We start from the raw sequence: 24731 nt of genomic DNA, 5'->3' as shown, positions 1-24731 counted from the left end.
CGAGCGCACCACTTGGTCAGAGTTCGATCGTTTCCGCCATCTCAAGATACCGGCAGAACGCATTGGCCAACTGCATCTGGCGCGGCGTCTTGCATTCAGCCTCGAAAACCTGTGGCGACGCGACAAGGATGGCCATGCACTTCGCGCGGCTAACCGCGACGTTCAAACGGTTGGAACTATAAAGAAACTCCATGCCGCGCGGCGCGTCCGCATGGCTGGACGTGGCCATGGAGTAGATCGCGATCGGGGCCTCCTGGCCCTGAAATTTGTCGACCGTCCCGACATGGGCGTTGGGGAGGCGTTTTTGGATTTCGAATACCTGCGCGTTGTAAGGGGCGATGATAATGATGTCCTCTAAAGCTAGAGGCTTGATGGCACCCTTGCGGTCCGTCCAACGCGCTTCCGAACCGAGCAGCGATCCTACAATTTGTTCGACCACCACTGCCTCTTCGATGGAGCGCGACTGGTTGCCGGAATGAAGGACAGGGACATAGCGCAGGCCCGTTCCTGTAAACGGCCCGGTGGAGGCGATGGCCTGGACTCTGCACGCCTTCTCTGACTGGAGCTTGCTCTCGTAGAACAGTTCCGAGTTGAAGGCGGTGATGTCGGGGTGGAGCCGCCACGTCTCCTCGAGGAAAAGACCCTGTTCGGGCGAGATCGTCTTCTGGCCCCGCAGAAGGTGGTCAAGCGCTGATACACCTGTTCCGTCCGGGTGAGTACCTTGGGTGGGCTGTTCCAGTTGTTGCGGATCGCCAAGGAGGACGAGTGTCGGCCCAGCCTGCGAGACTGCCAGCACATTCGCAAGCGACATCTGCGCAGCTTCGTCCACGAACAGCACGTCAACGCTGCCGGCGGCATCCTCGCGGGCCCAGAAAAAGGATGTCGCCCCCATCAGCTGAACATCGCCGGTCGCCATCGCCGACACTGCCTGCGCATTGTCCCTATAGAACCGGATATCGTCGGTGTCCTCAGCCTTCGAAGAGAGCTTCTGACCCGATTGGATCTTGATTCCGTCTTTTTTCGCGACCTCGATCGTCTTGTCGATCAGGTTGCGGATGACTTTGTGGCTGTTGGCGGTGATCCCGACCCGCTTTCCCTGTTTGACGAGGGTGCAGATCATGTGCGCCGCCGTAAAAGACTTCCCTGTCCCAGGCGGCCCCTGGATCGGAAGCACCCCGCCTTGCAGCAGTGGCGCGACCCGGACGGCGCACGCAAGGGTGTCCTCGCCATCGACGTGCAGCGGCCCAGCTGGGCCAGGGAGATGACGCATAAGGAGGTCGCGCGCGGCCTGGTATAAGCCGCTCCCGTCTATGCCGTGGTCGGCCACATACTCGCCTAGTCGTAACAGTGAGTTTTCCTGCTCAGGCGTCCGGATCAGAGTGTGGGCAAACACGCCTGTGGGATGGAGACCTGCCGTCTTCGAAGTCTTCTTCACGTCGATGGTGCGGGCATCCTGGGAGACCGCGACGACTTTTCCGAACGAGTCTCCGCCGATCGTGCGGAGTTCGTCGTCGTCCCGGATTTCTGTATCCTGCAGTTCAAACTCGTATCGGTCGGTCGGAATACCGCTTTTTGTCTTCTCTACTGTGCCGATAAACCTTAGCCCGCCCAACCCGGCTTTTTCGTCGATGAGGTCCTCCGCGGTCAGAACGCTAAGCCGGAAGTATTCCCACCAGCCTGCTTTCGCCTCGCGGCGGTGCCAATCCAGGCTATGGGCGAGGATCCACCTGCCATGTTCTGCGGCTGTCCTTTCCGCCACGTCGGCAGGAACATTGTGTGTCAGCCGTTCGATAAGTTCACCGACGCGCGCGTCGCGCTCGGAAACGCTCTCGCTTGGCCGGTCTTCCTCAGCAACTGGGCGGTCGATAACGGCGCCCGAGGTGATCGCTTCCTCACGGAGCCGTTCGAGCCAGTCCCGCAGGGCTTCGGTCGACCGGCAATCGTCATCGTTGTAGGCCGCCACCACCGCCTTGGTAGCGTCCGTGATCGATGGGGCGTCATCGAGTTCCAGCGCCACTTGCAGCGCGGAGAGGGCAACGTTCGCTTCCCTTAGCGGTGTGGATCGACCGAATCCGTAGAAAGGCTCGAGCTTCTTGATCGAATAGCTTTCAACGCTCGCCCGTAGAGCATTGCGCAGGACATCATAGAGGTCGACCAGGACATTGCCGCGCAGCAGGTTGTCCACCTCGGCTTCGCGCGTGGCGTATCGGCCCATGAGACGCTTCAACGTGCCAGGCTCATACGGCGCAAAGTGATAGATGTGCAGGTCGGGGAATCGCCTGCGGCGCTCGGTGACGAAGTCCACGAAGCGCTCGAAGGCGGCCTTCTCGGAACTTCGGTCAAGTGCCCAATCCGCAACGCGGACAACCTGGTTATCCTCGTCGCGGTAGTGATAACCGAACAGGTACTCGAGCCCGTGTTCCCCGATGAACGGATCGCCTTCGATGTCGAAGAAGATGTCGCCGGCTGCCGGTTCAGGCAGTCGACAGAGCCCGGTGCCGGGGATCACGTCGAGGAGCTCGTATCGCGTTTCGCCGGCTTCCCGGGCCTGCACCTGTATCCGTGCTTGCGCGCTCGCCTTTTCGAAGCTCGCAGGAGAACCGCGGTCTGGTTTCCAGGGCATCGGGGAACGAAGCTCGGCCAGCGCTTTCGTCGTAGCCACTCCATGATTACGCAGTTCGGTGATCTGCGTCTTGGAGATATTCGCCACGAGGCATAGATGGTCGTCCCTTCGACGTCGAGTGTCGCACTGTTCCGCCCACCTGCAGATGTCGCAATGCTCCACCGGGTCCGGGTAATGATCGGCGCGTCCTGAAGCCGTCGCCTCTTCGGTAGCCTTCCGCACCTTTCTGAAAAACGCGGCGTAGTCAGCGACGCGGAAGGTCTGGGGCGCGAAGTCGGACCAGGGCACCACGACATGCACGAACTCTGGTGCGACGCCTTGCATCGCTTTCAGAAGATCTGCGTAGAGGCTCAACTGAAGCACTGTCCCGCCCTTGGTCTCGCGGGCAAGCTTGGTATCGATAATTTCGTAAGACCACTGTCCAAGCAAGCTCGGCATTTCGACCCGACGCAGTACGTCCGCCCGCCCGATCCAGCGGCCATCGCGAAGTGCGGCCTGTACTATGACCTGACGACCGGCGTGCATCGCTTCCATCGTGGCCGCGATACTCGCGTCCGTAACGTCGACGCCTGCAATCGCTGCTGCCTCGAAGCCTTGCGCTTTCAGGTGCTCGAGGAACTCGTGCTCGTGCTTCAGCCCTCGCTCCTTGAGGGTTTCGAGGAGCGGATCCCAACGGGCCGGCTTTGCGAGCGAACCTTCCGTGACTCGAAGGTCCAGCTCGGTGAGATGACGGCAGTTCAGATGCCCGACCAGATCGTGAGCGCTGAGGATGAGTTCGGTGCCCATTCGCTGCATCCTGCAACTATAGGACGCATATTAAGAGTTGTCGAATTGCCAGTCCGCCCTACGCGGGCGGAGTCTAACGCACAACGACGGACGACTCGATCGTGTTGTAATCCCGTTATGTTCGACTACGATCGAAGTAGCTATGCGACATGGATCGAGATTTCCTGGTCATTCGAGTCCACGCAGAGAGGACGGCAGTGGGATATCGAATCCTGCAACTTCGACCAATCTTTTGCGGTCTTGGTCACCTGGTCATGGCCGGAATTCGGGCGGAACTGAGCACCTTGTATCAAGCGACTGGTTTAGAGCGCTTCTTGCTTAGCAGCGTTCTAACGAAGGCGTTCCATTTTTTCATCGCAGCGCGCTTCTCCGGCATGTAGTTCCACCGATCATAGTTCTTGGAGCTCACGTCCTGGAGTGTGTGGTTCTGAATTCGATCGCGGATCTCCTTCGACAGCCCAGCCTTCCCGGCAAGCGTCTTCCAGGTCCGGCGCAGGTCGCGATTGGTAACGAGGGGGATGACTTCTCGATTCCGCTGGCGCCACATGAATGAGTAAAGCGTTCCGTGGCTAACCGGCTTGGACGGATCCATCGCGGAAGGGAAGAACCACCCGTGGGCGTTGGGCTTGATCGACTCGATGAGTTCGGCTGCGATCTCGGGAACTGGAATGGCATGCGGTTTCCCGTTCTTCGTCTTAGACCAATCGATGATGCGTTCCCTGGCATCCCACTGATCGACATGCAGTCGCGCGATCTCCTCGACGCGTTGTCCAGTCAACATAAGAATTCTTACAGCGCGGGTGTAAGGCGGATGAACTGGCGTATCAGGGCATTCGAGCCAGCGGTAGAGCCTCAGGAATTCCTCCTCATCGAGCCAGCGAGTGCCGACGTTTTTTGGTTCGGTCGGAATGCCGGCCGCGGGATTGTAGACGAGCCGGAAGCGCCGGGCCGAGGCTGCGCGATAATCATGTTCGGATTTCATGCCCCAGCTGTAGGCGGAGCGGATGTGGCTTCGGACATGATCCGCCATCGATCGTTTCCCGCGTTCGTAGATGGGGCGGATGAGTTCGGTGACTTCGTCCGGTTCGATGTCGCGAGCGGGGCGATTGCGACCGAGGGTGTCAGCAATCTTGTTAAGACCCTTTTCAGCCTGCCTCCAAGACGATTTTCCGGAATCTTTCAGATATGCGACATAAGCTTCGAAGAGATCAGCCACCGTACCGGGCCGAGTATCGCCAGCGATCTTGATGCTGCGGCCCTTCTGGATCATATGGGCGAAGTCACGATCGAAAACCTTCCGTGCCTCGCTCAGAGTCATTGCCGGATAAGATCCTAGTTTTTTCTTGATCCGTTTCTGATCGCGCCATTGCTGGGCCATCCAGTCAGCGGTGACGCGGGTTGGCATCGGCTTCATAACCAGGACGAGTCGGCCGGTGCCGTGGCCTTCACCATCGACGAGGCTCAGCTGCTTTCCGCTCTGTTCAACCTGTTTCAGAGCGCGGCGTATTTCTCCATCCGTAAGGCTAGGCACTGGGCTCTCCCATCGACTTTGAGGTGGGGTCGCCAGACGGGATTGTGGGGTCGCCGACTGGGGTCAGAAGGGTGCTCGATCCCTCCGAAAACCGACCCCAATATGCCATCGTATCCGGCGTTACGACAAGCCAGAAAATATATATGATTCAATGGGTAGAAGCGTGATTGTGCGTGAGTGAAAAAGTGCGAGTGGGATGGTTGTGCACTAAAATCAAGGCGGTAGCGGAAAGCTCTAAAGCGCGCCTGACCACCTCGCGGGGATATACGGGCGTGTGGTCGATCGTTCCTTGCTGCTGAACCTCGTCGGCGATCAGCGTGTTGCGCTTGTCGAGGAAAAGGATGCGGAACTGCTCCTTCGTCTCATGCGCCATCGCCGCGTGGCAATAGTCGATCACGGCGCTCCAGGAGGACAGAACCTGTTTGTTGCGCAATTCGCTCCTGAGCATGCGGTGGCTGGCGGTCGCGACGAGCTTGAGATCGAGCGCGACGGACTCTCCGACGCCTTTGACTTCCTGAAGGAGGTGCAAGGGAGCGCCGAAGACGCCAGCCAGCGTGCCGAAGCGGTCGAGCAGCGCCTTGGCGATCGGCTTGGTATCGCGGCGGGGTATGAGGCGGAAGAGGATGAGCTCGAGGAGTTCGTAATCCGCCAGCGCCGCATCCCCGTGTTGGCGGTAGCGGGCTCTCAGGCGGTCCCGATGGCCGTGATAGTGCGTATCGGTTGCCGGCGCCGGCGCGGTTGCGTGGCTCTCGCGGGGCGGCTTCTGCTGGAAAAACCGGCGTTCGTCCGCGGCGTCGAAAAGGTCGTCGGGTTCGGCGGGCGGGGTCTTCGTCACGCGTCGCCCGCGACGTGAATGCCGGGCTTGAAGAGGCCGGCCGGTGAGAGCGTGAATATCTCGCAGCCGTCCGCCGTGACGCCCACCGTGTGTTCATATTGGGCCGACAGGGATCGATCGCGCGTAACCGCCGTCCATCCGTCCGAGAGGACCTTCACATGCGGGCGGCCAAGATTGATCATCGGTTCGATCGTGAAGATCATGCCTTCCTTGAGCTCCGGCCCGTCATTGGCGCTGCCATAGTGAAGGATATTGGGCGCGTCGTGAAAGAGCCGGCCGACGCCGTGACCGCAGAAGTCGCGAACCACCGAACAACGCTCGGCTTCCGCATAGGCCTGGATCGCCTCGCCGATTGCCCCCGTGCGCGCGCCCGGGCGAACCGCCGCTATGCCGCGCATCAGGCATTCATGCGTTACGTCCAGCAGGCGCTCGGCGGCACGCTTTATCTCTCCGACGGGATACATCCGGCTTGAATCGCCGTGCCACCCATCGACCACATAGGTCACGTCGATGTTGACGATGTCCCCTTCGCGCAGCGGCTTGTCGTTGGGGATGCCGTGACAGACCACGTGATTGATCGAGGTGCAGGAGGATTTCGTGTAGCCGCGATAGTTGAGGGTTGCAGGGAGCGCGCCGTGGTCCATGCCGAACTCGAAGACGAAGCGGTCGATCTCGTCCGTGGTCACGCCCGGGCTCACGCGCGCCACGAGCTCGTCGAGGCAGCGCGCGGTCACCTGACAGGCCTTGCGCATGCCTTCAAACCCCTCCGGCCCGTAAAGTCGAATGACACCGGTGTTCTTGTAGGGAGCCGCGTCGGCCTCGATGTAAGTTACCATTCCAGATTTCCGTTGTTTCAGGCGATTTTCATAAAACAGCAGGGACCGGTTCGTCCACTACGATCGGTCCTGCCGCCAGGATTTGCGCCGGCGATACCGCGCATTTGACCGCATAGGCCTCGACGCCGCGTGCGCTCGCCCTTTCGAAAGCACGAGCATAGACCGGGTCGAGCTCACGGCATATGCGGAAGCGACTGCAATCGCCTCTCTGGATAAGATAGAGCATGATCGCGCGGTGTCCCGCCTCGACCATATCGCCCAGTTCCTCGAGATGTTTCGCACCGCGTTGGGTCGGGCTGTCCGGGAATTCGGCGAGACCGCGGACGCGGCTGAAATGGACGTTCTTCACCTCGACATAGGCGAGGCCCTTTTCCGCATCACTAAGCAGAATATCTATCCTGGAGTTGCGGCCGTATCTCTGCTCGCGCCGGAGCGTGCCGTAGGTGTGAAGATCGCCCACCTGTCCGGCCATGATCGCCTCTTCGCCGATCCGGTTCGGCAATCCGGTGTTGATGCCGACCAGCGTGCCGTCCGCCTCGACGATCTCCAGCATGTGGCGATACTTGCGCGTCGGACTGTCGTGTTCCGAGAGCCAGACCGGCGAGCCCGGTGTGGTCAGGCCACGCATCGAGCCGGTATTCGGGCATGAACCCGTGATTGCCGTTCCATCGGCTAGAATAGCGTCGAAGAGGAAGCGTTTGTAACGCTGCACAAGCGTCGCAGGGACGAGCGGGCGAGGGAAATTCAAGGGGATTGCACTCTCTGCGGTCAGGCGCGCACGCGCACGTAGGAGCCGGGCGCTTCCTCGATGGAATTAAGCGGACCTCCGGCCTTGCGCGCCGGGATCCTCCGTTTGTCGAGCCGTTCGACCCAGCCCTGCCAATGCGGCCACCACGACCCGGCCGTTTCCTTCGCCTTACCCATCCAGGTCTCGAGGTCGCCTTTCGGCGCGCCTCCCGTCCAGTATTGATACTTGCTTCGGGCGGGAGGGTTGACGACACCGGCGATGTGCCCGGAGCCGGAGAGCACGAAGGTCACCTTGCCGCCGAAGCTGCTGCTGCCGAGGAAAACCGACTTTGCCGGCGCGATGTGGTCCTCCTTCGTCGCGAGATTGTAGATCGGAATCTTTACGTCGCCGAGGGAGACGCGGCGGCCGGCAAGCACCATCTCGCCCTTGGAGAGCCTGTTCTCGAGATAGCAGTTGCGCAAATAGAAAGAGTGGTTGGCCGCGGGCATTCGCGTCGAATCGGAGTTCCAGTAGAGCAGGTCGAAGGGCAGGGGATCCTGGCCCTTGAGGTAATTGTTGACGAAATAGGGCCAGATCAGTTCCGAAGCCCGGAGCATGTTGAAGGCCGACGCCATCTTCGAGCCTTCGAGGTAGCCGGTGGCGCTCATGTTGGCTTCGAGGTGGCGGATCTGGTCGTCGTCCACGAAGACCTTGAGATCGCCGGCGTAGGTGAAATCCACCTGCGTGGTGAAGAGCGTCGCGGAGCGAATGCGGTCGTCGCCTTCCGCGGCATGGAGCGCCAGGGTGGCGGCGAGCAGCGTCCCGCCGACGCAATAGCCGATAGAATTGACTTCACGCTCGCCGGTTGCCTGCTCGATAATATCCAGCGCGAAACCGATCCCTTCGCGTGCATAGGCTTCCCAGTCCTTGGAGGCATGGCGTTCGTCCGGGTTTACCCAGGAGATGACGAAGACCGTGTGGCCCTGGTCGACTGCCCATTTGATGAAGGACTTCTCCGGGTTCAGGTCCAGCACGTAGAATTTGTTGATCCAGGGCGGGCAAATGAGCAACGGCCGCTTCAGCACGGTCTCGGTGCTCGCCTCGTATTGCAGCACCTGGCAGACATCGTTCTGCGCGATCACCTTGCCCGGAGTGATCGCGATGTTCTCTCCGATGGCGAACTTGCTGGTGTCCGTCTGGCGGAGCCGAAGCTCGCCCCGCCCGGCGGCTATGTCTTCCGCCAACATCTGCATGCCTTTCACGAGATTGGCGCCGCTCGAAGCCACCGTTTCGCGATAGAGCTGCGGGTTGGTCGTGATGAAGTTGGTCGGGGAAAGAGCGCTGGCAATCTGGCGAACGTAGAAGGCCGCCTTGTGGCGGGTATGATCGTCAAGGCCCTCGGCGTCCTTCACCATGCGCTCCGCCCAGTCGGAGGTGACGAAATAGGCCTGGCGGATGAAGTCGAAAAACGGATTCTTCACCCAGTCTTCGTCGGCGAAGCGCTTGTCGTTGCGCTGAAGGTTAGCCGGGTCCTCCACGGCCTCGCCGGCCATGCGGTGGAGCGTCCGCGACCACATATCGAAGAAGCTGCCGAGAAGATGAGTCTGGGCTTCGAGTGTCCGCCGGGGGTCGGAGAGCCAGTATTCCGAGACCTTGGAAAGCGTCTTGACCATATCGGAGACGGGCTCGGCGAAACTATCGGTCTTCTCGCCCGCTTCGCGCGGGGCGAGCCATGCAGAAGCGGCTTTTCCGAGCTGCTCTGCCGCACGAGCCATGTTGATGGCCAGGCTTTCGGGATCCTTGACGATGTAGGGCTCGACAGATTTCGGGTCGAAGCCGGCAAAGCCCGTAGCGCCCTCAGCCTTCTCTGCTGTCACCCGGCGTCCTCCACAGCATCTTGTTTGTTTTGTATTTTTACATTCTGCCCGAAAATGATTACAAGGGCTACTGCATGTTCCCGTGATCGTAGCCGGTCGAAGGACAAAAACATGCAGCAGATCAAAGTGCTACAGCGACCTTTGTGCGTCCCGGGAGACGCGCGGCGCTGTAGCGCATCGTTGCGCCGCAGAAACAGAGGTCATCGCCAGCATGCTTGCCGTCGGAAAACAGCGTTCGCTTTCTTGGATGTCCGCACTGATTCTCGCAGGCGTGCTCGCGGGCTGCAATTCGACGGCGGACCTTGCCACCTATCCTTCGGTTTACGGTCAAAAGCCCGCCGCCATGCAGCAGATGACCAATGAGGAGGCGCTGAACATGCAGGGGCAGTTGACCGCACTTGCCGGGCAGCGCCGGTCCGGCGCGATCTCCGAAGCCGAGTACCGGCGTCGCCTGAAGGAATTGCAGCTTTTGGCCGAGCAGCACGGTGCCGACACGCTGAAACAGATCGAGAATTAGCGCTTGCCTTTCTCGTGTTTTGGCCGCAAAGCGTTGAATGGCCGCGATGGCGGCCGTTCACCCCGCGCATGTCGAGCGAAGAGCCCAAGGGCTGCAAAGACGCGCGCCAAATGAGGTCTGGAGATGGAAGAGTTTCATAAAGTCCGGCGTTTGCCGCCCTACGTTTTCGAACAGGTCAACCGTTTGAAAGCGAGCGCGCGAGCGGCCGGTGCTGACATCATCGACCTCGGCATGGGCAATCCGGATCTTCCGACCCCGCAGTCAATCGTGGACAAGCTGTGCGAAGTCGTCCAGGACCCGCGGACGCATCGTTATTCGTCGTCGAAGGGCATTCCCGGGCTGCGCCGTGCGCAGGCCGCCTATTATGCACGCCGCTTCGGCGTCAAGCTCAATCCCGAGACGCAGGTCGTCGCGACCCTCGGCTCCAAGGAAGGCTTCGCCAACATGGCGCAGGCCATCACCGCACCCGGCGACGTCGTCCTCTGCCCGAATCCGACCTATCCGATTCACGCCTTCGGATTCCTGATGGCAGGCGGCGTCATCCGCTCGATTTCGGTCGAGCCGGACGAGAGCTTTTTCCCGCCGCTCGAGCGTGCGGTCCGGCACTCGATCCCGAAGCCGCTGGCGCTGATCCTCAACTACCCGTCCAATCCGACGGCGCAGGTCGCCACGCTCGATTTCTACAAGGATGTCATCGCCTTTGCGAAGAAGCACGACATCATCGTGCTGTCGGATCTCGCCTATTCGGAAATCTACTTCGACGACGCGCCGCCGCCTTCGGTTCTGGAAGTGCCGGGTGCAACCGATGTGACCGTCGAATTCACGTCGATGTCGAAGACCTTCTCCATGCCCGGCTGGCGCATGGGCTTCGCCGTCGGCAACGAGCGACTGATCGCGGCGCTGACGCGCGTGAAGTCCTATCTGGACTATGGCGCATTCACCCCGATCCAGGTAGCTGCAACGCAGGCACTGAACGGTGACGGCAGCGATATCGCCGAGGTACGCGCCATCTACAAGCGGCGCCGCGACGTCATGGTGGAAAGCTTCGGCAAGGCCGGTTTCGAGGTTCCGCCGCCGCCGGCGACGATGTTCGCCTGGGCGAAGATCCCCGAGAAGTTCCGCCATCTCGGCTCGCTCGAGTTCTCCAAGCTTCTCGTCGAGAAAGCGGATGTCGCCGTTGCTCCGGGTATCGGCTTCGGCGAGCAGGGAGACGACTATGTTCGTCTCGCTCTGGTGGAGAACGAACACCGGATCCGCCAGGCCGCGCGCAATATCAAGCGCTTCCTTTCTTCGGCGGACGAGACGATGCACAACGTCATCTCGCTCAACGCACATCGGTAAGGAGCCGGGCTGTGCCCGTTTCCGCACCCAAATTGCCCCGCCTGGTCTGGCGGGGCGCCTCTACGTGTTAGGAACTTGCTATGGCAGATGCCCTCAAAATCGGCATTGCGGGCTTGGGGACCGTCGGTGCCTCGCTCGTGCGGATTCTCCAGGATCGTCATGAGACGATGGCGACCACATGCGGCAGGGCGATCGAGATTACGGCCGTAGCGGCAAGAGACCGGGCGAAAGATCGGGGCGTGAAGCTTTCGGACATCGCCTGGTTCGACGACGCAGTTTCCCTGGCGTCTGAAGCAGACATCGACGTCTTTGTCGAACTGATGGGCGGCGCCGGAGACCCGGCCTATTCTTGCGTGAAGGCGGCGCTCACGCGCGGCGTCCATGTGGTGACCGCCAATAAGGCGCTTCTGGCAGCACATGGTGTCGAACTGGCGGAAATTGCCGAGAAGCATGGCGCACTTCTGAATTACGAAGCTGCGGTCGCCGGCGGCATTCCCGTCATCAAGGCGCTTCGCGAGTCGATGACCGGCAACACGATCTCGCGCGTCTACGGCATCATGAACGGCACTTGCAATTACATCCTGACGAAGATGGAGAGGGAGGGTCTCTCCTTCGAGGAATGCCTCAAGGAGGCTCAGCGGCTCGGCTATGCCGAGGCCGATCCGGCCTTCGACATCGAGGGCAACGACACCGCGCACAAACTCTCGATCCTGACGAGCCTTGCCTTCGGCACCGCGATTGCTGCCGACGACATCTATCTCGAGGGCATCACCAACATCTCGATCGAAGATATCCAGGCGGCTTCCGACCTCGGTTACCGCATCAAGCTTCTCGGAGTCGCCCAGCGAACCGATAGCGGCATAGAGCAGCGCGTCCATCCAACCATGGTACCTCACGACACCGTCATCGCGCAGGTCGACGGGGTGACCAATGCGGTTGCGATCGAATCCGACATTCTTGGAGAGCTTCTGATGGTGGGCCCGGGCGCTGGCGGGGACGCGACCGCATCGGCCGTGCTCGGCGATATCGCCGACATCGCCAAGAGCCGACCCGGCGCGCAGCACGTGCCGGCATTCGGCCGTCCGGCGAAGGCGCTGTTGCCCTATAAGCGCGCCCGGATGCAGAGCCATGAGGGCGGCTATTTCATCCGGTTGAAAGTGGTCGACCGCACGGGCGTCTTCGCCAATGTGGCGAAGCACATGGCGGAAAACGACATCTCGCTGGAATCGATCATGCAGCATTCCAAGCACTATGCCGACCCGGCCGAGCCGAAGACGATCATCCTCGTCACGCATGCGACATCAGAGGCTTCCGTCCGCAAAGCGATCGTCTCGATCAAGAGCGAGGGCTATCTCGTCGGCGAGCCGCAGGTTATCAGGATCGAGCGTCCGAAGGCCTGGTGACCGCGCGTCCTCATCAAATCTGTTGAGAAGCCGCTGCGACCGGCGACTTGCGGGCCGAACTGCACCCACGCCGGTTTTTCAGTGCCGAAATCTTCGCTAAGAACGGAGGGACTTCGGGCGGGTAGACAGATGGACGTTTTGGCGGATCCGATCCAGCGGGCATTTCTCGGCGTTGAACGCTCGGTCAGCGGTCAGCGCTGGGTATCGCGCCTCGATCAGGCGGGCCAGAACCGTGCCCTGGCCATCAGTCAGATCCACGGCTATTCCGAACTCATCGCGCGCGTGCTTGCCGGGCGCGGCGTCGGACTGGACGACGCCTCGGCATTCCTCGAGCCGACGTTGCGCGCACTGATGCCTGACCCCGACACCCTGACCGACGGCCGCAAGGCGGCCGAGCGGCTCGCGGATGCCATTCGTCGCCGCGAGAAGGTGGTGATCTTCGGGGATTACGATGTCGATGGTGCGGCCTCGTCCGCGCTCATGGCGCGTTTCCTGCGGCATTTCGATATCACCGCCGAGATCTATATTCCCGACCGCATTTTCGAGGGTTACGGTCCGAACCCGCAGGCGATCGATCAATTGATCGATCGGGGCGCCGAACTGATCGTCACGGTCGACTGTGGCTCGACGAGCCATGAAGCCCTGGCGGTGGCGGCAGAGCGCAGGACCGATGTCGTGGTCATCGACCACCATCAGGTCGGCTCGGTGCTGCCGCCGTGTCACGCCCTGGTGAATCCCAACCGGGAGGACGACCTGTCGGGGCAGGGCCATCTCTGCGCTGCGGGCGTCGTCTATCTGGTACTGGTCAATACATTGCGCGTGCTCCGCCTCAGGGGCGACCCGCGCGCGGCATCCTTCGACCTCCTGTCGCTGCTCGACCTGGTGGCGCTTGCGACCGTCTGCGACGTGGTTCCGCTCAAAGGCCTGAACCGGGCCTATGTCGTCAAGGGCTTGCTTGCCGCGCGGCACATGGGCAATGCGGGTCTCGCCGCACTCTTGCGCAAGGCGGCGATCGGCGGACCCGTGACGCCCTATCATCTCGGCTTCCTGCTTGGCCCGCGGATCAATGCCGGCGGGCGAATCGGCGACGCTGCGCTCGGCAGTCGTCTGCTGACCCTCGACGATGCCGCGGCGGCGGAAATCATCGCCACCCAGCTCGATGAACTCAATCGCGATCGCCAGGCGATGGAGGCGGCGATGCTTGCGGAGGCGGAAGCCGAGGTGCTGGCGGAATACGGAACGGGCGAGGGCGCGTCGGTGATCGTCACTGCCCGGCAGAACTGGCACCCTGGGATCGTCGGCCTCATTGCGGCACGCATCAAGGAGAAATTCCGCCGGCCGGCTTTTGCGATTGCGTTCGATCCGAACGGCCGCGGAACCGGATCCGGCCGTTCGATCAACGGTTTCGACATGGGGCGGCTCGTCCGTGCGGCCGTCGACAACGGCCTGCTGGTCAAAGGCGGGGGACATGCAATGGCCGCCGGGCTGACGGTAGAGCGCGGTAAGCTCGGCCAGCTTCGGCAATTCTTCGAAGAGCGCGCCGAAACTGCCGTTCGCGATCTCGTCGCCGTCCAAACGCTCAAGGTCGATGGCGCACTGGCAGCGGCCGGGGCGACGCTCGACCTCGTCGATCTTCTCGACCAGGCGGGACCCTATGGCTCCGGCCATCCGCAGCCGCTCTTTGCCTTCCCGCAACATCGACTGCGCGATAGCCGTCAGGTCGGGGCCAACCACGTGAAGGTGACGCTCGAGGGGCAGGACGGCAGCCGCATGGAAGGCATCGCCTTCCGCGCGACGGAGACGCCGCTCGGCGATTTCCTGCTCGGCAACCGCGGCGCCACCGTTCATGTCGCGGGTTCCGTGTCAGCGGATCTGTGGCAGGGGACACGCAAGGTTCAACTGCGCGTGACGGACGCGGCGAAAGCAAATTAAACGCCGAGGCGGAGCGAACGGGTGTAGCGGACTCAGAGACTTACGGACTTTTCTTAAAGACTTTGAAGAGGAATGGCACGCCCAACGGGAATCGAACCCGTGTTTCCGCCGTGAAAGGGCGGCGTCCTAGACCGCTAGACGATGGGCGCCTGCTGCAGCGATTTTGTGCGTCTGAAAGGCGCACACGCTGTAAGACAAGGCGGCTTATAGAGAGCGCTTCGGATTCTCGCAAGAGACCGCGGGCGGTAAATTTCGATTTTTCCTGGGAAAAGAGCGGGTGCAGACGCAAGCGCTGTTCGGAAGCGAAATGCTGCGCGCGCAAGGTGAGGAAATGGTACGCCCAACGGGACTCGAACCCGTGTTACCGCCGTGAGAGGGCGGCGTCCTGACCGCTAGACGATGGGCGCCTGCTGGTGACGATCAGCACCATACTATGAAAAACATGAAATAGAAAAGAGGTGGAATGGCACGCCCAACGGGAATCGAACCCGTGTTTCCGCCGTGAAAGGGCGGCGTCCTAGACCGCTAGACGATGGGCGCCTGCTGCAGCAAGCCTGGCGCCTCTGAAAAGACGCAAGTCGCTGTAAGACAAGGCGGCTTATAGAGAGGGCATCGGATTCATGCAAGTGATCAGAGGCGATTATTTTGCTTTTTCGGCAAGAGATCCGCGCAGGTCAACTCGATCCTATGGTGACGCAAAGCAAAGACGTCCCATCCACATACAAGGCGAAGTATCCACAAGTATAAGAGAGAAAATGGCACGCCCAACGGGAATCGAACCCGTGTTTCCGCCGTGAAAGGGCGGCGTCCTAGACCGCTAGACGATGGGCGCCTGCTGCAGCAACCTTTGCGCATCTGAAAAGACGCAAGTCGCTGTAAGACGAGGCGGCTTATAGAGAGGGCTTCGGATTCCCGCAAGTGGCAGTTTTCATTTTTTCCGGGAAAAATCACTGCTGATCACGATGGGCCTTGTTAACAGGGAGCGATCGCCGATCAGCCTTTGCGACGGCGACAGCGCCAGTTCCAGTCGCGCTGGGGACCGATGTCGATATGGACGGAGTTGGTATGGCAGTAGGTGCCGACGCCGCCCCGGCCGGGAACGTTGCGCAGGAAATTCGCGAGCTCCCACTTGCTGACGCCCGCCACCTGGATGTCCGCCGCCTCGCAGCGCGTATGAAGGGACTGGCGCTTGCGGTTGACCTTGATGGCGCGCAGGCCCGAGGTGACCATGACTTTGCGGCCGTAATGACCTTCCACCGTCTTCAGGATGTCGAGAAGCTGCGGTTTGAAACAGCCTGTCTCCACCTTCTCCGTTTGCAGGATGAGGCCGCTCGGCGTGAGTCGGGCAAGGCCCGAGAGGTTCGCCACTTCCACGGGCGCGTCGTCCTCGTCAGCCTCGTGCGCTTCGTGTTCCATGCTGAAGAGCGGGTTCATATTGACGCCGGGCAGTGACGTATAGGCGAGGGAAGCGACCTGCGGCTGTCCCGCATTGCTTGCGGTAATCGTTTTCTTCTCGCCTGCCGGCACAGCGCGTGTCGATTCGGCCCGCTGTTTTTCCCTGCGCTTCGGCCCAAACAGGCTTGCGAGACTCCAGGTCTTCTTCGTCTCTTGAGTCTCTTTCTCACCGTGGTCGGAGCCCGCCGGCTGGGCGGCATTCGCCGGCGTTCGCGAGGCGACTTCGACCGGCTTCAGGGCGGCCGCCGTAGCACCTGATAATGCGGCCTGCGCGCTTAAAGGCAATGGAACGGCCGCGGGCGTATCGCTTTCGCCGGTGGCTGCCGGCGTTGCGGCAGCAATCGCTTCGTTTGTCGCGGGAGCTTCGCCTGCCGCGCCCTGTTGCGGTTGAATCACCGGTTGAGCCTCGGACTGTCCGTTGCTGAAGAGACTATTGGCCTTGGCATTCATCGTCGGCGATGCGACGGCCGACGGTGCTGCCGTCGGCTGGCTGCTTGGGTCCGGCCGCGCCTCGGCGGACGGTCCTGGCGGCGATTGCCCGTAGATGCTCGATGTTGTCGCGCGCAGCGCAGTGCCCCGCATGGCCAGACCGGGCTGCATGGCGGCGCTGTTCTGGCCCGCTTCACCGTCGGGCACCTGCGCCGTCGCGCCGGCGCCAGCCTCTTGCTCGTCCCGCATCGTCTCCTCGGATGCGGCCGGCGCTGCTTCCGCCACCTGTTGGGAATTGTGCGGGCTGATCGTCTCATCGTCGGCGACTGCCGACACACAGCTAGCCAGTGCCAGAAGCGATACGGATAATGCTGCGGCGCGTCCGATCGTCAGGAGACTGTATCCTGGTTCCAGATGTTGCAACGCCTTTTCCCCGCTCTCCGTGCATGCGGGTTGCTTTGCACCCCGCACACAACACGTTCCGATTCCGGATACGCTCCGGAACGGCACAACAATTTCACGCGGAGGGCGCTAGGCTCCCCACGGGAAAGGTCAGGCAAGTATAGGGCTATCCCCGCAAGTGACGACGAAGCAGAGCCCCGTTTCAACGTCTGCGCGGCAAGGTAATGAACGCCGCGTGTTTTGTAAACCTGCACCAACCTATTTCAGCTTCGCAAAATATAAGCGAAAGCCCGGCAATAGCCGGGCCCGAAGATCATCCGCTGTTCTATTGATCCTCTTGCGCCCGCCGGTGCCGCGCCGCTCGGCAGGACCGGCGACGGCTGACGATTAGCCGGTGGCAATTGCGCGAGGCTTACCAGACACCCGTATTGGCCATGGAAGCCCAGGGTTCCTGAGCCGGCAGGTGTTCGCCTTTCTGCAGGATCTCGATCGAGATGCCGTCCGGCGACCGGACGAAGGCCATGTGGCCGTCGCGCGGCGGGCGATTGATCGTAACGCCGTTGTCCATCAGATCCCTGCAGAACGCGTAGATGTCGTCGACCTCATAGGCGAGGTGGCCGAAATTCCGCCCGCCGGCATATTCCTCGGAATCCCAATTATAGGTGAGCTCCAGGCAGGGCGCGGCTTCCCCCTTGGCGCGGTCGAGATCGCCGGGCGCCGCGAGAAAAACGAGCGTGAAGCGGCCTTTCTCGTTGTCGTATCGGCGAATCTCCTGGAGCCCGAAAAGCTTGCAATAGAAATGAAGAGCCTGGTCGAGGTCTTTGACGCGAACCATCGTATGCAGATACCGCATTGGAGAATGTCCCTGTTTCGTGGAAGATGGCGTATAGTGAGGCGACGGCAAGCCAGACGCAAGGCTGCATGCCTATAAACGTCTCAGGTCAAAATATGTCGAGGGGCTTGCACACGCGCAGCGGGACGATGTTATTCTGGCCCATAAGAATCAGTTAACCGTATCGAAGTGTTGCGCGTAACGAGGGGCTGCGAGAATGGCTGACAGGACATCTTCGAAAGACGTCATCCATAATGGCGAATTCGGTAACGACGCGCTTGATCTCATCGAAATTACCGGGGTCATAAAGTGGTTCGACGTCGCCAAGGGATTCGGCTTCATCGTTCCGGACAACGGCATGCAGGACGTTTTGCTGCATGTGACCTGCCTCAGACGCGACGGATATCAGACCGTTCTGGAAGGTGCCCGGGTCGTCGCTCTCATTCAGAAGCGGGATCGTGGCTACCAGGCCTTCCGCATCCTCTCGATGGACCAATCGACGGCCGTTCACCCCTCCCAGCTGCCACCGGTCAGAACGCATGTTCAAGTCACACCGACGAGCGGCCTCGAACGTGTGCTCGTGAAGTGGTTCAACCGAACCAAGGGATTCGGCTTCCTGACGCGCGGGGAGGGCACCGAAGACATTTTCGTGCATATGGAAACGCTGCGCCGCTTTGGCCTGACGGAGCTGAGGCCCGGCCAAGTGGTACTCTGCCGCTTCGGGGACGGGGAGAAGGGCCTGATGGCTGCGGAGATCCATCCCGACGGGCCGACGCCGACCACGCGGTCGCACTGATGCCCGGAGTCGTCGGCATAGCTGCAAGAAGCGCCCTGACGGCGCTTTTTTTGTTGTCGCTGCTCGTTGCCTCGGCCATGGCCGAGGTTTCCTTTGCAAAGGAGCGGGTGCGGCTGATAACGGCGAGCGGACGCACGCATGACCTTACCGTCGAGCTCGCGACCCAGCCGGATCAGCGGGAGCAGGGGCTGATGTATCGCCGGCAGATGGCGCCGGATCACGGCATGCTGTTCGATTTCGGCGAGACGCGGCCGGTGATGATGTGGATGAAGAACACCTATCTGCCGCTCGACATGCTCTTCATCGCGCATGACGGCGTCATCCGTACCATCCATGAGAACGCGGTTCCGCATTCCGAAGCCATTATCGATTCCAGGGAACCGGTGGCCTACGTGCTCGAGCTTAACGCCGGAACCGTGAAGCGACTCGGCATCAGCCCCGGCGACAGGCTCGAAGGCGCGGGACTTCCGGCAGCGGAGCGGGCGAACTGAAGCATTCGCCGGCTCCGCGCCAGCCTCGAAATTTGCTGTTGCAGCCGCAGGGCGAAGCGTGTATCTCCGCCTTCGTGGTGCGGAGTGTAGCGCAGTCTGGTAGCGCATCTGGTTTGGGACCAGAGGGTCGGGAGTTCGAATCTCTCCACTCCGACCATCCAATCACGTGAAAACATTGATCTCTTGGTCAACGGGAGCTGTTAAGAACAATGTCCGCGAAGATCTATCGCCCCGCAAAGACAGCAATGCAGTCCGGCAAGGCCAAGACGCATCTGTGGGTGCTGGAGTTCGATCAGGAAAGACCGCGCACGATCGACCCGATCATGGGCTACACGAGTTCCGCCGACACCCGGCAGCAGGTTCGCCTGACCTTCGAGAGTGCTGAGCAGGCGATCGCCTATGCCGAGCGCAACGGCATCGAGTATCGCGTGATCGCGCCCAAGGATGCGGCTCGCAAGAATGTTTCCTATTCGGACAATTTCCGTTTCAACCGGATGCAGCCCTGGACCCATTGAGGCTCACGTGCTTAGACGGCCCCTTAGCTCAGCTGGATAGAGCACCTGCCTTCTAAGCAGGTTGTCGCAGGTTCGAGTCCTGCAGGGGTCGCCAAACCACCCTCTAAGTCATTGATTCTCGTTCAGGTGCGACCGGTCGGGGTCATAGGTGCGACCTACATTCTGTTCGCAAGGCATTCCGAGGCTGCCTTGGCGCTTTTTTTCCGCTTCTTTCGTGTAGATCTCGGCCATTGCAAGTCGAGCCCAGCCTTACATCGCCATCAACTCATGAGCCGTTACGCTCTCGTCGGCGGCTATAGGACTCTGTCCGCAAATCAGGACTGGCCATATCAACCAAGTGGTCTAGTCCATCCGCCCGAATAGTCTCTTTCGGTTTGAGGCCTTAGAAACTTGGCAGGTAGCGCTATGCTTACTTACGTCATGAGCGCTCCGCCGTCGCCCACCCGGAGGGGATAGAATGCTTTTACGCGGAACAAGCTTGGCCGACATCATCCGTGGTCTTTTTGGCAACAACGAGATTTGGGGTTATGCAGGCGACGATTATCTCTACGGCGGGCAGGGCGATGATAAGCTCTACGGTGGCGATGGCCACGATAATGTCGAGGGCGGCGCCGGCAACGACTATCTCTACGGCGGTCTCGGCGACGATAAACTCTACGGTGGCGATGGCAACGACTATATCGAGGGCGGCGCCGGGAATGACTATGCCGAAGGTGGCGATGGCGACGATCGATTCAAAGGTGGGGCTGGGAACGACACGTTCTTTGGCGGACGAGGAAACGACATTTCCGATGGTGGAGATGGTAACGACACGTTGCATGGCGGTGAAGGCCATGACCACTTTCTGGGTGGCCGTGGTAACGATGTAATCCACGGTGGCAATGGCGAAGAGTATATTGATGCTGGTGATGGTGACGACATCATCTTCGCTGGCGCGGGAAATGACGGCTTCAATAACCGCGTGAACCCTGCAACTGGGAAATTGACGCAGCAGGCGGTCAGCGGCGGCGCAGGCAATGATATAATCTATGGCGAAGGCGGCGATGACGCCCTTAAGGGCCAGTCGGGGAACGACCGTATGTACGGCGGGAGCGGAAACGACATCGTCGATGGCGGTAACGGTGACAATTACCTGGACGGCGGCGACGGCAATGATGTGTTGGATTCGGAAGGGGGGACCGATGAAGCGTATGGCGGTAGAGGCAATGACAGAATTTCCGTGGGGGCGGGCAACGATCGGGCGTTCGGGGATGACGGAGATGACATTCTCACAGGCGGCGCCGGCGACGATGATCTGAGTGGCGGCAACGGTCATGATCGCCTGGTCGGCGGGGCGGGAAATGACACCCTCTATGGCGACGCTGGCGAAGACACAATCTCCGGCGATGGGGGAAGGGACGTACTCTGGGGCGGAGCCGACGCCGACCGCTTTGTCTTTCGAGGGCCGACGGTACTGACTGATCGGGATTCGGTGATGGACTTTCAGGATGGTCTCGACATGTTTGTCATCGAGAAGCTTGGGGTTAAATTGTATTCCAATACTGGCGCGGCAGGTACGATCTACGCGTACGATACCGCTGGCGGTGACGTGCTGGTGAAGGGCTTTGATTCCGGTGGACGCGAGTTTTCAGTTCTCGTTGACGATCAGAACGGCGTTATCACCGCTACCAGTTTCTCGAGCGCAGACTTCATCTTTGCATAAGCACTCAAAAGGGGGTGCCGCCAAAGCGGCCCTCTTTCGATCCCGTCTGTGACGCATCCCAGATTTCTCCAGCATTGACAAAGGTCCCCGCCGAAGTTCGTTTGCGGCAACGAGAATGGCTGGATAGCTGGGCTCTCTAGCGATCCGTCCGATTGCAAGGGCGCGTGACCTGTCACGCACTACGTTCGGCCCGGATCATGAGCAGGAATGCGGCCAGATCGCGCCATCTGATGAAACGAGGTGCGAGCTCGCATGCCTCCGCCGTCGGCTGCGGCTCGCGGACTTCGACGATACGAAACCCGGCATCAGCGACGCCGTTGAGATATTCGCCGATAGTGCGGGGAAAGCGTGGCACCTCAAACGGCACGACGTCATCGTCGCTCGGTCGGTCGCCAAAGCGCCATCTCTCGACGAAATTGGTTTGATCGAAATAGCGCGACACCACCAGCCCCGTCGCCCTCCCGTCGCCCTCCTTCTGCCATCGCAACCCGGGAGTGATGAAACAGGGGTGCAGGATGCTGAAGGCGATAAACCCGCCGGGGCGCAGCAACCTGAATGCCTCCCGCATGGCGGCTGGGAAGTCCGGCCCATCCATCAATGCCATGGTTGAGACGACGGCATCGAAGGAGGCATCCTCGAAACCGGTGTTCTGGCTATAAGATTTAATCGCGTAGTGGATGCCGAGCGGCTGCTGCTCTTCAATAGCGCGAGCATGGCAGATCATCTGCTCCGAAAGATCGATGCCGGTCATGCGAGCGCCCATTGCGGCGAACCGTCTCGTATTGGAAGCTTCGCCGCAGCCGAAGTCGATCACGTCCAAGCCGCTGATTGAGGGAAGGAAGGCCAGGAATGCCGGGAGCGTGAATAGGTCTCGATAGGTATCGTAACCCTGTCGAACATCATGTGCCCATTGATCGGCATTGTCGTTCCATCGGGCCGCAACGTCCGCCTCCGATAACTGGGTCACGCTGTGCTCCTTTTTGGGGATACGATTTGTCCATGTTTGTTTCGAACGAGCCGGCAACAGTATGATACTACGTCCACCGCTGAGAAGAGGACCACATGAGCGACGACAAGATCATTAAATTTGAGCGACGGAAATCGAAGCCGCAGCCGAGAGCGGTCGCTCCAGTGCGGCGGAAGGCGCTTACCTGGCTTGCCGTTATAGCCGGGCTGGTCCTGGTGTGGGCGTACTACCAGTTCATCGCGCCGCCGAGCATGCCATAAGCGGCGCTTCGTTGGGGCAGGCTTCGACCTTATCCGGTCACAAAGGAAGCCGACGGCCCAGCGACCCTGCTTCGAAATCAGCCCAATCATCGCCACCCGAATGGGTAGGTTAACACCCCGACAATCGGAGCGTATTCTTCTGTAAGACGGCATCTATATTCCATGCCGCCATCCTTTTGGGAGGATGCCATGGCTAGACTTCTGACTGCCATGTTCGTCGCGTTCGGCATTTGCCTCTTTTCGCTCGCCTCTGCCAAGGCCGACCCCGGCGACGACATAAAGGCCGCCTACTCGGCGTGGGACGCAGCATTCAACAATGCGGACGCAAAAGCCATCGCGGCGTTCTACACGGACGACGCTATATTCTTGCCTGCCACCCATGACGTGATTAAGGGGCCCGCCGGCGTCGAGAAATTCTTTGGCGGAATCTTCGGCATGGGCGTGACGGGTCACAAGCTTGAATTGATCGAGGCGCAAGGCGAGGGCAACCTGCTGATCGGCACAGCGAAATGGTCGGCCAAGGGCAAAGACGCCAAAGGTGCCGATCAGCCATGGGCTGGGGTGGCAACCCATGTCTTTGAGAAACAGGCAGACGGCAGCCTGAAACTCAGAGTGCACACCTTCAACTGACAGATCCACGTCTCCCGGGAAGCCAAGAGGGATAGTGAACTATCTTGCAAATGGCCTTCGGCTTCTTTGGGGCCGCCGGCAGCCACGACGGGTTCCGACCGCCGGGGCGATGATCGACCCGGTAGGCGGCGCCTCCGGTTCCCGCTCGACGGCAAGTATGCTCATCACGATAGAGATGAGCACGAGTATGAGCACCAGAAAGGCGAGTCCCGCTTTATCCATCCCCCATCATGGCAAGCTGAATGCGAGCAAACCGGGGCAAACATCGACGAAGAAGGTCACCGATGCCTGTCACGGTTAATTTTATTTGAATCAGGCCTGTTCCTCCGCAACCGGGCATCTCGACACCGGACGGCACACAGTTATCCCGCGAATGCTCCGGACGGCTGCGTTCCGTCCCGGCCGGTCGCTTGCCACGCGCGGCATTCAGGAATGCAGCGTCAGTTTTTTCAGTATCTCCGCCTGGTCGCCGCAGTTGGGTACCTGACGCTCTTCCACCAGTTGCTCGAAAGCACGGCCGAGCAAATCTCTCCTGGAAGGGCCCTAGCCTTAGGCGGCCGTGCTCCGCGCCTCGTTCAATGCCGTCCGAACATGAACGTGGTGGCGCAAAATGAGCGCGTAGATCGCCGCGTAAATGCCGATCACGATCACGCCCACCCATTCGATCCTGAACGGCGTGAACTGGTAGGCCATTACCAGGCCGAGCTGAAGAAGGAAGTGCAGCGGGTAGTATGCTCTCGCGCCGAGCCGCGATTTCGTCCAGCCGAGATTAAGTCCGTAGAGACGGATCAGGGAGTCGAGCGAATTCACGACGAAGATGATGCCGACCGTGACCATGAACCAGTTCAACCACGTCGGAATGACGATCTGCTGCTGGAAATAGATGTAAAGCACCGCGAACCACACCGCCAAGGGGATCGAAGGCAGGAGGATCATGGCAACCGCCAGCCGCCATGTCCTCAGCCCTCCGACGAACATGGAAACGAACTGGCCGATCATAATGCTCCAGGAGAACCACCAGAAGAGGTAGAACTCGTGATATTCTGTGATCGGACTGACGAAGCGGTTCAAGTTGGCAAAATAGTCCGACAGCAGGCCCACATTCGATACGAGCCCGCCGAGGCCTGTATTGCTGTAGAAAAAGGCGGCTGCCAAAAGGGCCGCGAAAGCCAGGGTCACGAACATCCATGTCGAGGTGACCGCCAGCCATTTCATGAAATTGACGTTGCTGCTCGAATAGACGGACGCCGCGATGACGGCGACGACGATAGCCCAGCGCGCCGGCATCGAGATCCCCTCGATATAGCTCGGCAAGGCCGTGAGGAAGAGATAGCAGGTGAACGCGCATGTCGCGATGACCGTGAGATTGTAGACCCATTTGACGGCCGCGATCTCGAAGATCTTGAGTCGCGGTTCGAGCACCACGAAATAGAAGGCCGAGAGGAAGTACATCATCCAGACCAATGGTCCCCACATGCCGAACTCGATGGCGAGCGGATTGGTGAAGCCATAGGCGCTATCGGCCGCATAGGTGGGAAACTCGGTCAGGGGGAGCATGACCAGGCCCATATCGAGACCAGCCGTGAACAGCAGCGCCACGAAGGTGTATATGCCGACGGGCGTTTGCCCGCGGCAGTAGACATTGCCCCAGCGGACGATCACGAAGACGGCGCTGAGAAGGACCGCCGCATAGGCGGTGCTGATGATGTAGCTCACGGCAGATCTCCCCCTCTTGTCGTCCCGCCGCATCCGATCGGCGGGAGCGGCATGAGGCCACAAGCATGCCGGTTTCAAATGTCCATGAACGACGCGGCGCTAATCGTGAACGACGCGCACCGCAGCCG

The 24731-nt window shown here is 60.5% G+C and carries 19 protein-coding genes, 6 tRNA genes and 1 pseudogene; 12 read left to right on the top strand and 14 right to left on the bottom strand.

Features of this window, described 5'->3' with window-relative positions:
• Window positions 1-16: 16 nt before the first annotated feature.
• From ACTJKL_RS16930 to phaC, 6 genes and pseudogenes are all read right to left on the bottom strand, one after another.
• On the bottom strand, window positions 17-3409 hold the full coding sequence (locus tag ACTJKL_RS16930; RefSeq protein WP_440853361.1) for a TM0106 family RecB-like putative nuclease: 3393 nt from the start codon (window positions 3407-3409) through the stop codon (window positions 17-19).
• Window positions 3410-3698: 289 nt separating this feature from the next.
• Window positions 3699-4940 carry a tyrosine-type recombinase/integrase gene (locus ACTJKL_RS16925; RefSeq protein WP_440853360.1) on the bottom strand — a complete coding sequence of 414 codons (1242 nt, stop codon included), beginning with the start codon at window positions 4938-4940 and terminating at the stop codon, window positions 3699-3701.
• A 190-nt stretch (window positions 4941-5130) separates the two neighbouring features.
• A pseudogene (locus ACTJKL_RS16920) lies at window positions 5131-5775 on the bottom strand (JAB domain-containing protein); the annotation flags it as partial.
• A complete protein-coding gene (gene map, locus ACTJKL_RS16915) occupies window positions 5772-6611 on the bottom strand; it encodes a type I methionyl aminopeptidase (protein WP_003537051.1) in 840 nt (279 codons plus the stop codon). The pseudogene ACTJKL_RS16920 and the gene map, both read right to left, overlap by 4 nt.
• Before the next feature lie 28 nt (window positions 6612-6639).
• On the bottom strand, window positions 6640-7359 hold the full coding sequence (sfsA, locus tag ACTJKL_RS16910; protein WP_440853359.1) for a DNA/RNA nuclease SfsA: 720 nt from the start codon (window positions 7357-7359) through the stop codon (window positions 6640-6642).
• A gap of 20 nt (window positions 7360-7379) precedes the next feature.
• Entirely contained in the window at window positions 7380-9215 is a 1836-nt protein-coding gene (gene phaC / locus ACTJKL_RS16905) for a poly(3-hydroxyalkanoate) polymerase subunit PhaC (protein ID WP_440853358.1), read from the bottom strand.
• 211 nt (window positions 9216-9426) lie between these two features.
• On the opposite strand from phaC, the gene ACTJKL_RS16900 reads away from it, so the two are divergent.
• The 4 genes from ACTJKL_RS16900 to recJ all read left to right on the top strand — a co-directional run bounded on the left by ACTJKL_RS16900 (window position 9427) and on the right by recJ (window position 14408).
• Window positions 9427-9732, top strand: coding sequence for a hypothetical protein (locus tag ACTJKL_RS16900; RefSeq protein WP_018095035.1), 306 nt, complete (start codon window positions 9427-9429; stop codon window positions 9730-9732).
• Between the two features lie 123 nt (window positions 9733-9855).
• A complete protein-coding gene (locus tag ACTJKL_RS16895) occupies window positions 9856-11073 on the top strand; it encodes an LL-diaminopimelate aminotransferase (RefSeq protein ID WP_010969423.1) in 1218 nt (405 codons plus the stop codon).
• A gap of 80 nt (window positions 11074-11153) precedes the next feature.
• On the top strand, window positions 11154-12476 hold the full coding sequence (locus tag ACTJKL_RS16890) for a homoserine dehydrogenase (protein ID WP_100673182.1): 1323 nt from the start codon (window positions 11154-11156) through the stop codon (window positions 12474-12476).
• A 129-nt stretch (window positions 12477-12605) separates the two neighbouring features.
• Complete coding sequence (recJ, locus tag ACTJKL_RS16885) at window positions 12606-14408, top strand: single-stranded-DNA-specific exonuclease RecJ (RefSeq protein ID WP_440853357.1); 1803 nt, start codon at window positions 12606-12608, stop codon at window positions 14406-14408.
• A gap of 73 nt (window positions 14409-14481) precedes the next feature.
• On the opposite strand, the gene ACTJKL_RS16880 is transcribed toward recJ, so the two are convergent.
• The 6 genes from ACTJKL_RS16880 to ACTJKL_RS16855 all read right to left on the bottom strand — a co-directional run bounded on the left by ACTJKL_RS16880 (window position 14482) and on the right by ACTJKL_RS16855 (window position 17547).
• Window positions 14482-14557 (bottom strand) — tRNA-Glu (locus tag ACTJKL_RS16880).
• 183 nt (window positions 14558-14740) lie between these two features.
• Window positions 14741-14815, bottom strand: a tRNA-Glu gene (locus tag ACTJKL_RS16875).
• 57 nt (window positions 14816-14872) lie between these two features.
• Window positions 14873-14948, bottom strand: a tRNA-Glu gene (locus tag ACTJKL_RS16870).
• Between the two features lie 216 nt (window positions 14949-15164).
• Window positions 15165-15240: transfer RNA gene (locus ACTJKL_RS16865), tRNA-Glu, on the bottom strand.
• Window positions 15241-15401: 161 nt separating this feature from the next.
• Entirely contained in the window at window positions 15402-16715 is a 1314-nt protein-coding gene (locus ACTJKL_RS16860) for a D-Ala-D-Ala carboxypeptidase family metallohydrolase (RefSeq protein WP_440853356.1), read from the bottom strand.
• A 391-nt stretch (window positions 16716-17106) separates the two neighbouring features.
• On the bottom strand, window positions 17107-17547 hold the full coding sequence (locus ACTJKL_RS16855; protein WP_018095031.1) for a VOC family protein: 441 nt from the start codon (window positions 17545-17547) through the stop codon (window positions 17107-17109).
• Window positions 17548-17743: 196 nt separating this feature from the next.
• On the opposite strand from ACTJKL_RS16855, the gene ACTJKL_RS16850 reads away from it, so the two are divergent.
• The 6 genes from ACTJKL_RS16850 to ACTJKL_RS16825 all read left to right on the top strand — a co-directional run bounded on the left by ACTJKL_RS16850 (window position 17744) and on the right by ACTJKL_RS16825 (window position 21030).
• Window positions 17744-18322: a cold-shock protein gene (locus ACTJKL_RS16850; RefSeq protein WP_003530922.1), complete on the top strand. Its 579-nt coding sequence runs from the start codon at window positions 17744-17746 to the stop codon at window positions 18320-18322.
• On the top strand, window positions 18322-18813 hold the full coding sequence (locus ACTJKL_RS16845) for a DUF192 domain-containing protein (RefSeq protein WP_440853355.1): 492 nt from the start codon (window positions 18322-18324) through the stop codon (window positions 18811-18813). Before ACTJKL_RS16850 ends, ACTJKL_RS16845 begins: the two co-directional genes overlap by 1 nt.
• A gap of 80 nt (window positions 18814-18893) precedes the next feature.
• A tRNA-Pro gene (locus ACTJKL_RS16840) sits at window positions 18894-18970 on the top strand.
• A 52-nt stretch (window positions 18971-19022) separates the two neighbouring features.
• The gene (locus ACTJKL_RS16835; RefSeq protein ID WP_003530925.1) at window positions 19023-19328 is read left to right on the top strand and encodes an ETC complex I subunit; all 306 of its coding nucleotides are present in this window, start codon (window positions 19023-19025) and stop codon (window positions 19326-19328) included.
• A gap of 17 nt (window positions 19329-19345) precedes the next feature.
• Window positions 19346-19422, top strand: a tRNA-Arg gene (locus tag ACTJKL_RS16830).
• Window positions 19423-19785: 363 nt separating this feature from the next.
• Entirely contained in the window at window positions 19786-21030 is a 1245-nt protein-coding gene (locus ACTJKL_RS16825; RefSeq protein WP_440853354.1) for a calcium-binding protein, read from the top strand.
• Between the two features lie 172 nt (window positions 21031-21202).
• Here the strand turns inward: ACTJKL_RS16825 and ACTJKL_RS16820 are convergent, their stop codons facing one another.
• Entirely contained in the window at window positions 21203-21997 is a 795-nt protein-coding gene (locus ACTJKL_RS16820) for a class I SAM-dependent methyltransferase (RefSeq protein ID WP_440853411.1), read from the bottom strand.
• 95 nt (window positions 21998-22092) lie between these two features.
• Between ACTJKL_RS16820 and ACTJKL_RS16815 the strand changes: the two genes are divergently transcribed.
• Both ACTJKL_RS16815 and ACTJKL_RS16810 read left to right on the top strand, forming a co-directional pair.
• Entirely contained in the window at window positions 22093-22257 is a 165-nt protein-coding gene (locus ACTJKL_RS16815) for a hypothetical protein (protein ID WP_018095026.1), read from the top strand.
• A gap of 189 nt (window positions 22258-22446) precedes the next feature.
• Window positions 22447-22887 carry a YybH family protein gene (locus ACTJKL_RS16810; protein WP_440853353.1) on the top strand — a complete coding sequence of 147 codons (441 nt, stop codon included), beginning with the start codon at window positions 22447-22449 and terminating at the stop codon, window positions 22885-22887.
• A 549-nt stretch (window positions 22888-23436) separates the two neighbouring features.
• Here the strand turns inward: ACTJKL_RS16810 and ACTJKL_RS16805 are convergent.
• The gene (locus ACTJKL_RS16805; protein ID WP_440853352.1) at window positions 23437-24603 is read right to left on the bottom strand and encodes a BCCT family transporter; all 1167 of its coding nucleotides are present in this window, start codon (window positions 24601-24603) and stop codon (window positions 23437-23439) included.
• Window positions 24604-24731: the final 128 nt, after the last annotated feature.

Source organism: Sinorhizobium sp. 22678 (genome assembly GCF_052044265.1).
In the GTDB taxonomy this organism is placed as follows: domain Bacteria; phylum Pseudomonadota; class Alphaproteobacteria; order Rhizobiales; family Rhizobiaceae; genus Sinorhizobium; species Sinorhizobium meliloti_A.
This window is presented reverse-complemented; position numbering and strand designations above follow the sequence as displayed.

Bases quoted from the DNA above. Each gene is read 5' to 3' on its own strand.
- ACTJKL_RS16815 (WP_018095026.1), top strand. From the start codon at position 22,093: ATGAGCGACGACAAGATCATTAAATTTGAGCGACGGAAATCGAAGCCG.
- ACTJKL_RS16850 (WP_003530922.1), top strand. From the start codon at position 17,744: ATGGCTGACAGGACATCTTCGAAAGACGTCATCCATAATGGCGAATTC.
- ACTJKL_RS16890 (WP_100673182.1), top strand. From the start codon at position 11,154: ATGGCAGATGCCCTCAAAATCGGCATTGCGGGCTTGGGGACCGTCGGT.
- ACTJKL_RS16845 (WP_440853355.1), top strand. From the start codon at position 18,322: ATGCCCGGAGTCGTCGGCATAGCTGCAAGAAGCGCCCTGACGGCGCTT.
- ACTJKL_RS16930 (WP_440853361.1), bottom strand. From the start codon at position 3,409: ATGGGCACCGAACTCATCCTCAGCGCTCACGATCTGGTCGGGCATCTG.
- ACTJKL_RS16810 (WP_440853353.1), top strand. From the start codon at position 22,447: ATGGCTAGACTTCTGACTGCCATGTTCGTCGCGTTCGGCATTTGCCTC.
- recJ (WP_440853357.1), top strand. From the start codon at position 12,606: ATGGACGTTTTGGCGGATCCGATCCAGCGGGCATTTCTCGGCGTTGAA.
- ACTJKL_RS16835 (WP_003530925.1), top strand. From the start codon at position 19,023: ATGTCCGCGAAGATCTATCGCCCCGCAAAGACAGCAATGCAGTCCGGC.
- ACTJKL_RS16895 (WP_010969423.1), top strand. From the start codon at position 9,856: ATGGAAGAGTTTCATAAAGTCCGGCGTTTGCCGCCCTACGTTTTCGAA.
- ACTJKL_RS16825 (WP_440853354.1), top strand. From the start codon at position 19,786: ATGCTTTTACGCGGAACAAGCTTGGCCGACATCATCCGTGGTCTTTTT.
- ACTJKL_RS16855 (WP_018095031.1), bottom strand. From the start codon at position 17,547: ATGCGGTATCTGCATACGATGGTTCGCGTCAAAGACCTCGACCAGGCT.
- ACTJKL_RS16900 (WP_018095035.1), top strand. From the start codon at position 9,427: ATGCTTGCCGTCGGAAAACAGCGTTCGCTTTCTTGGATGTCCGCACTG.
- map (WP_003537051.1), bottom strand. From the start codon at position 6,611: ATGGTAACTTACATCGAGGCCGACGCGGCTCCCTACAAGAACACCGGT.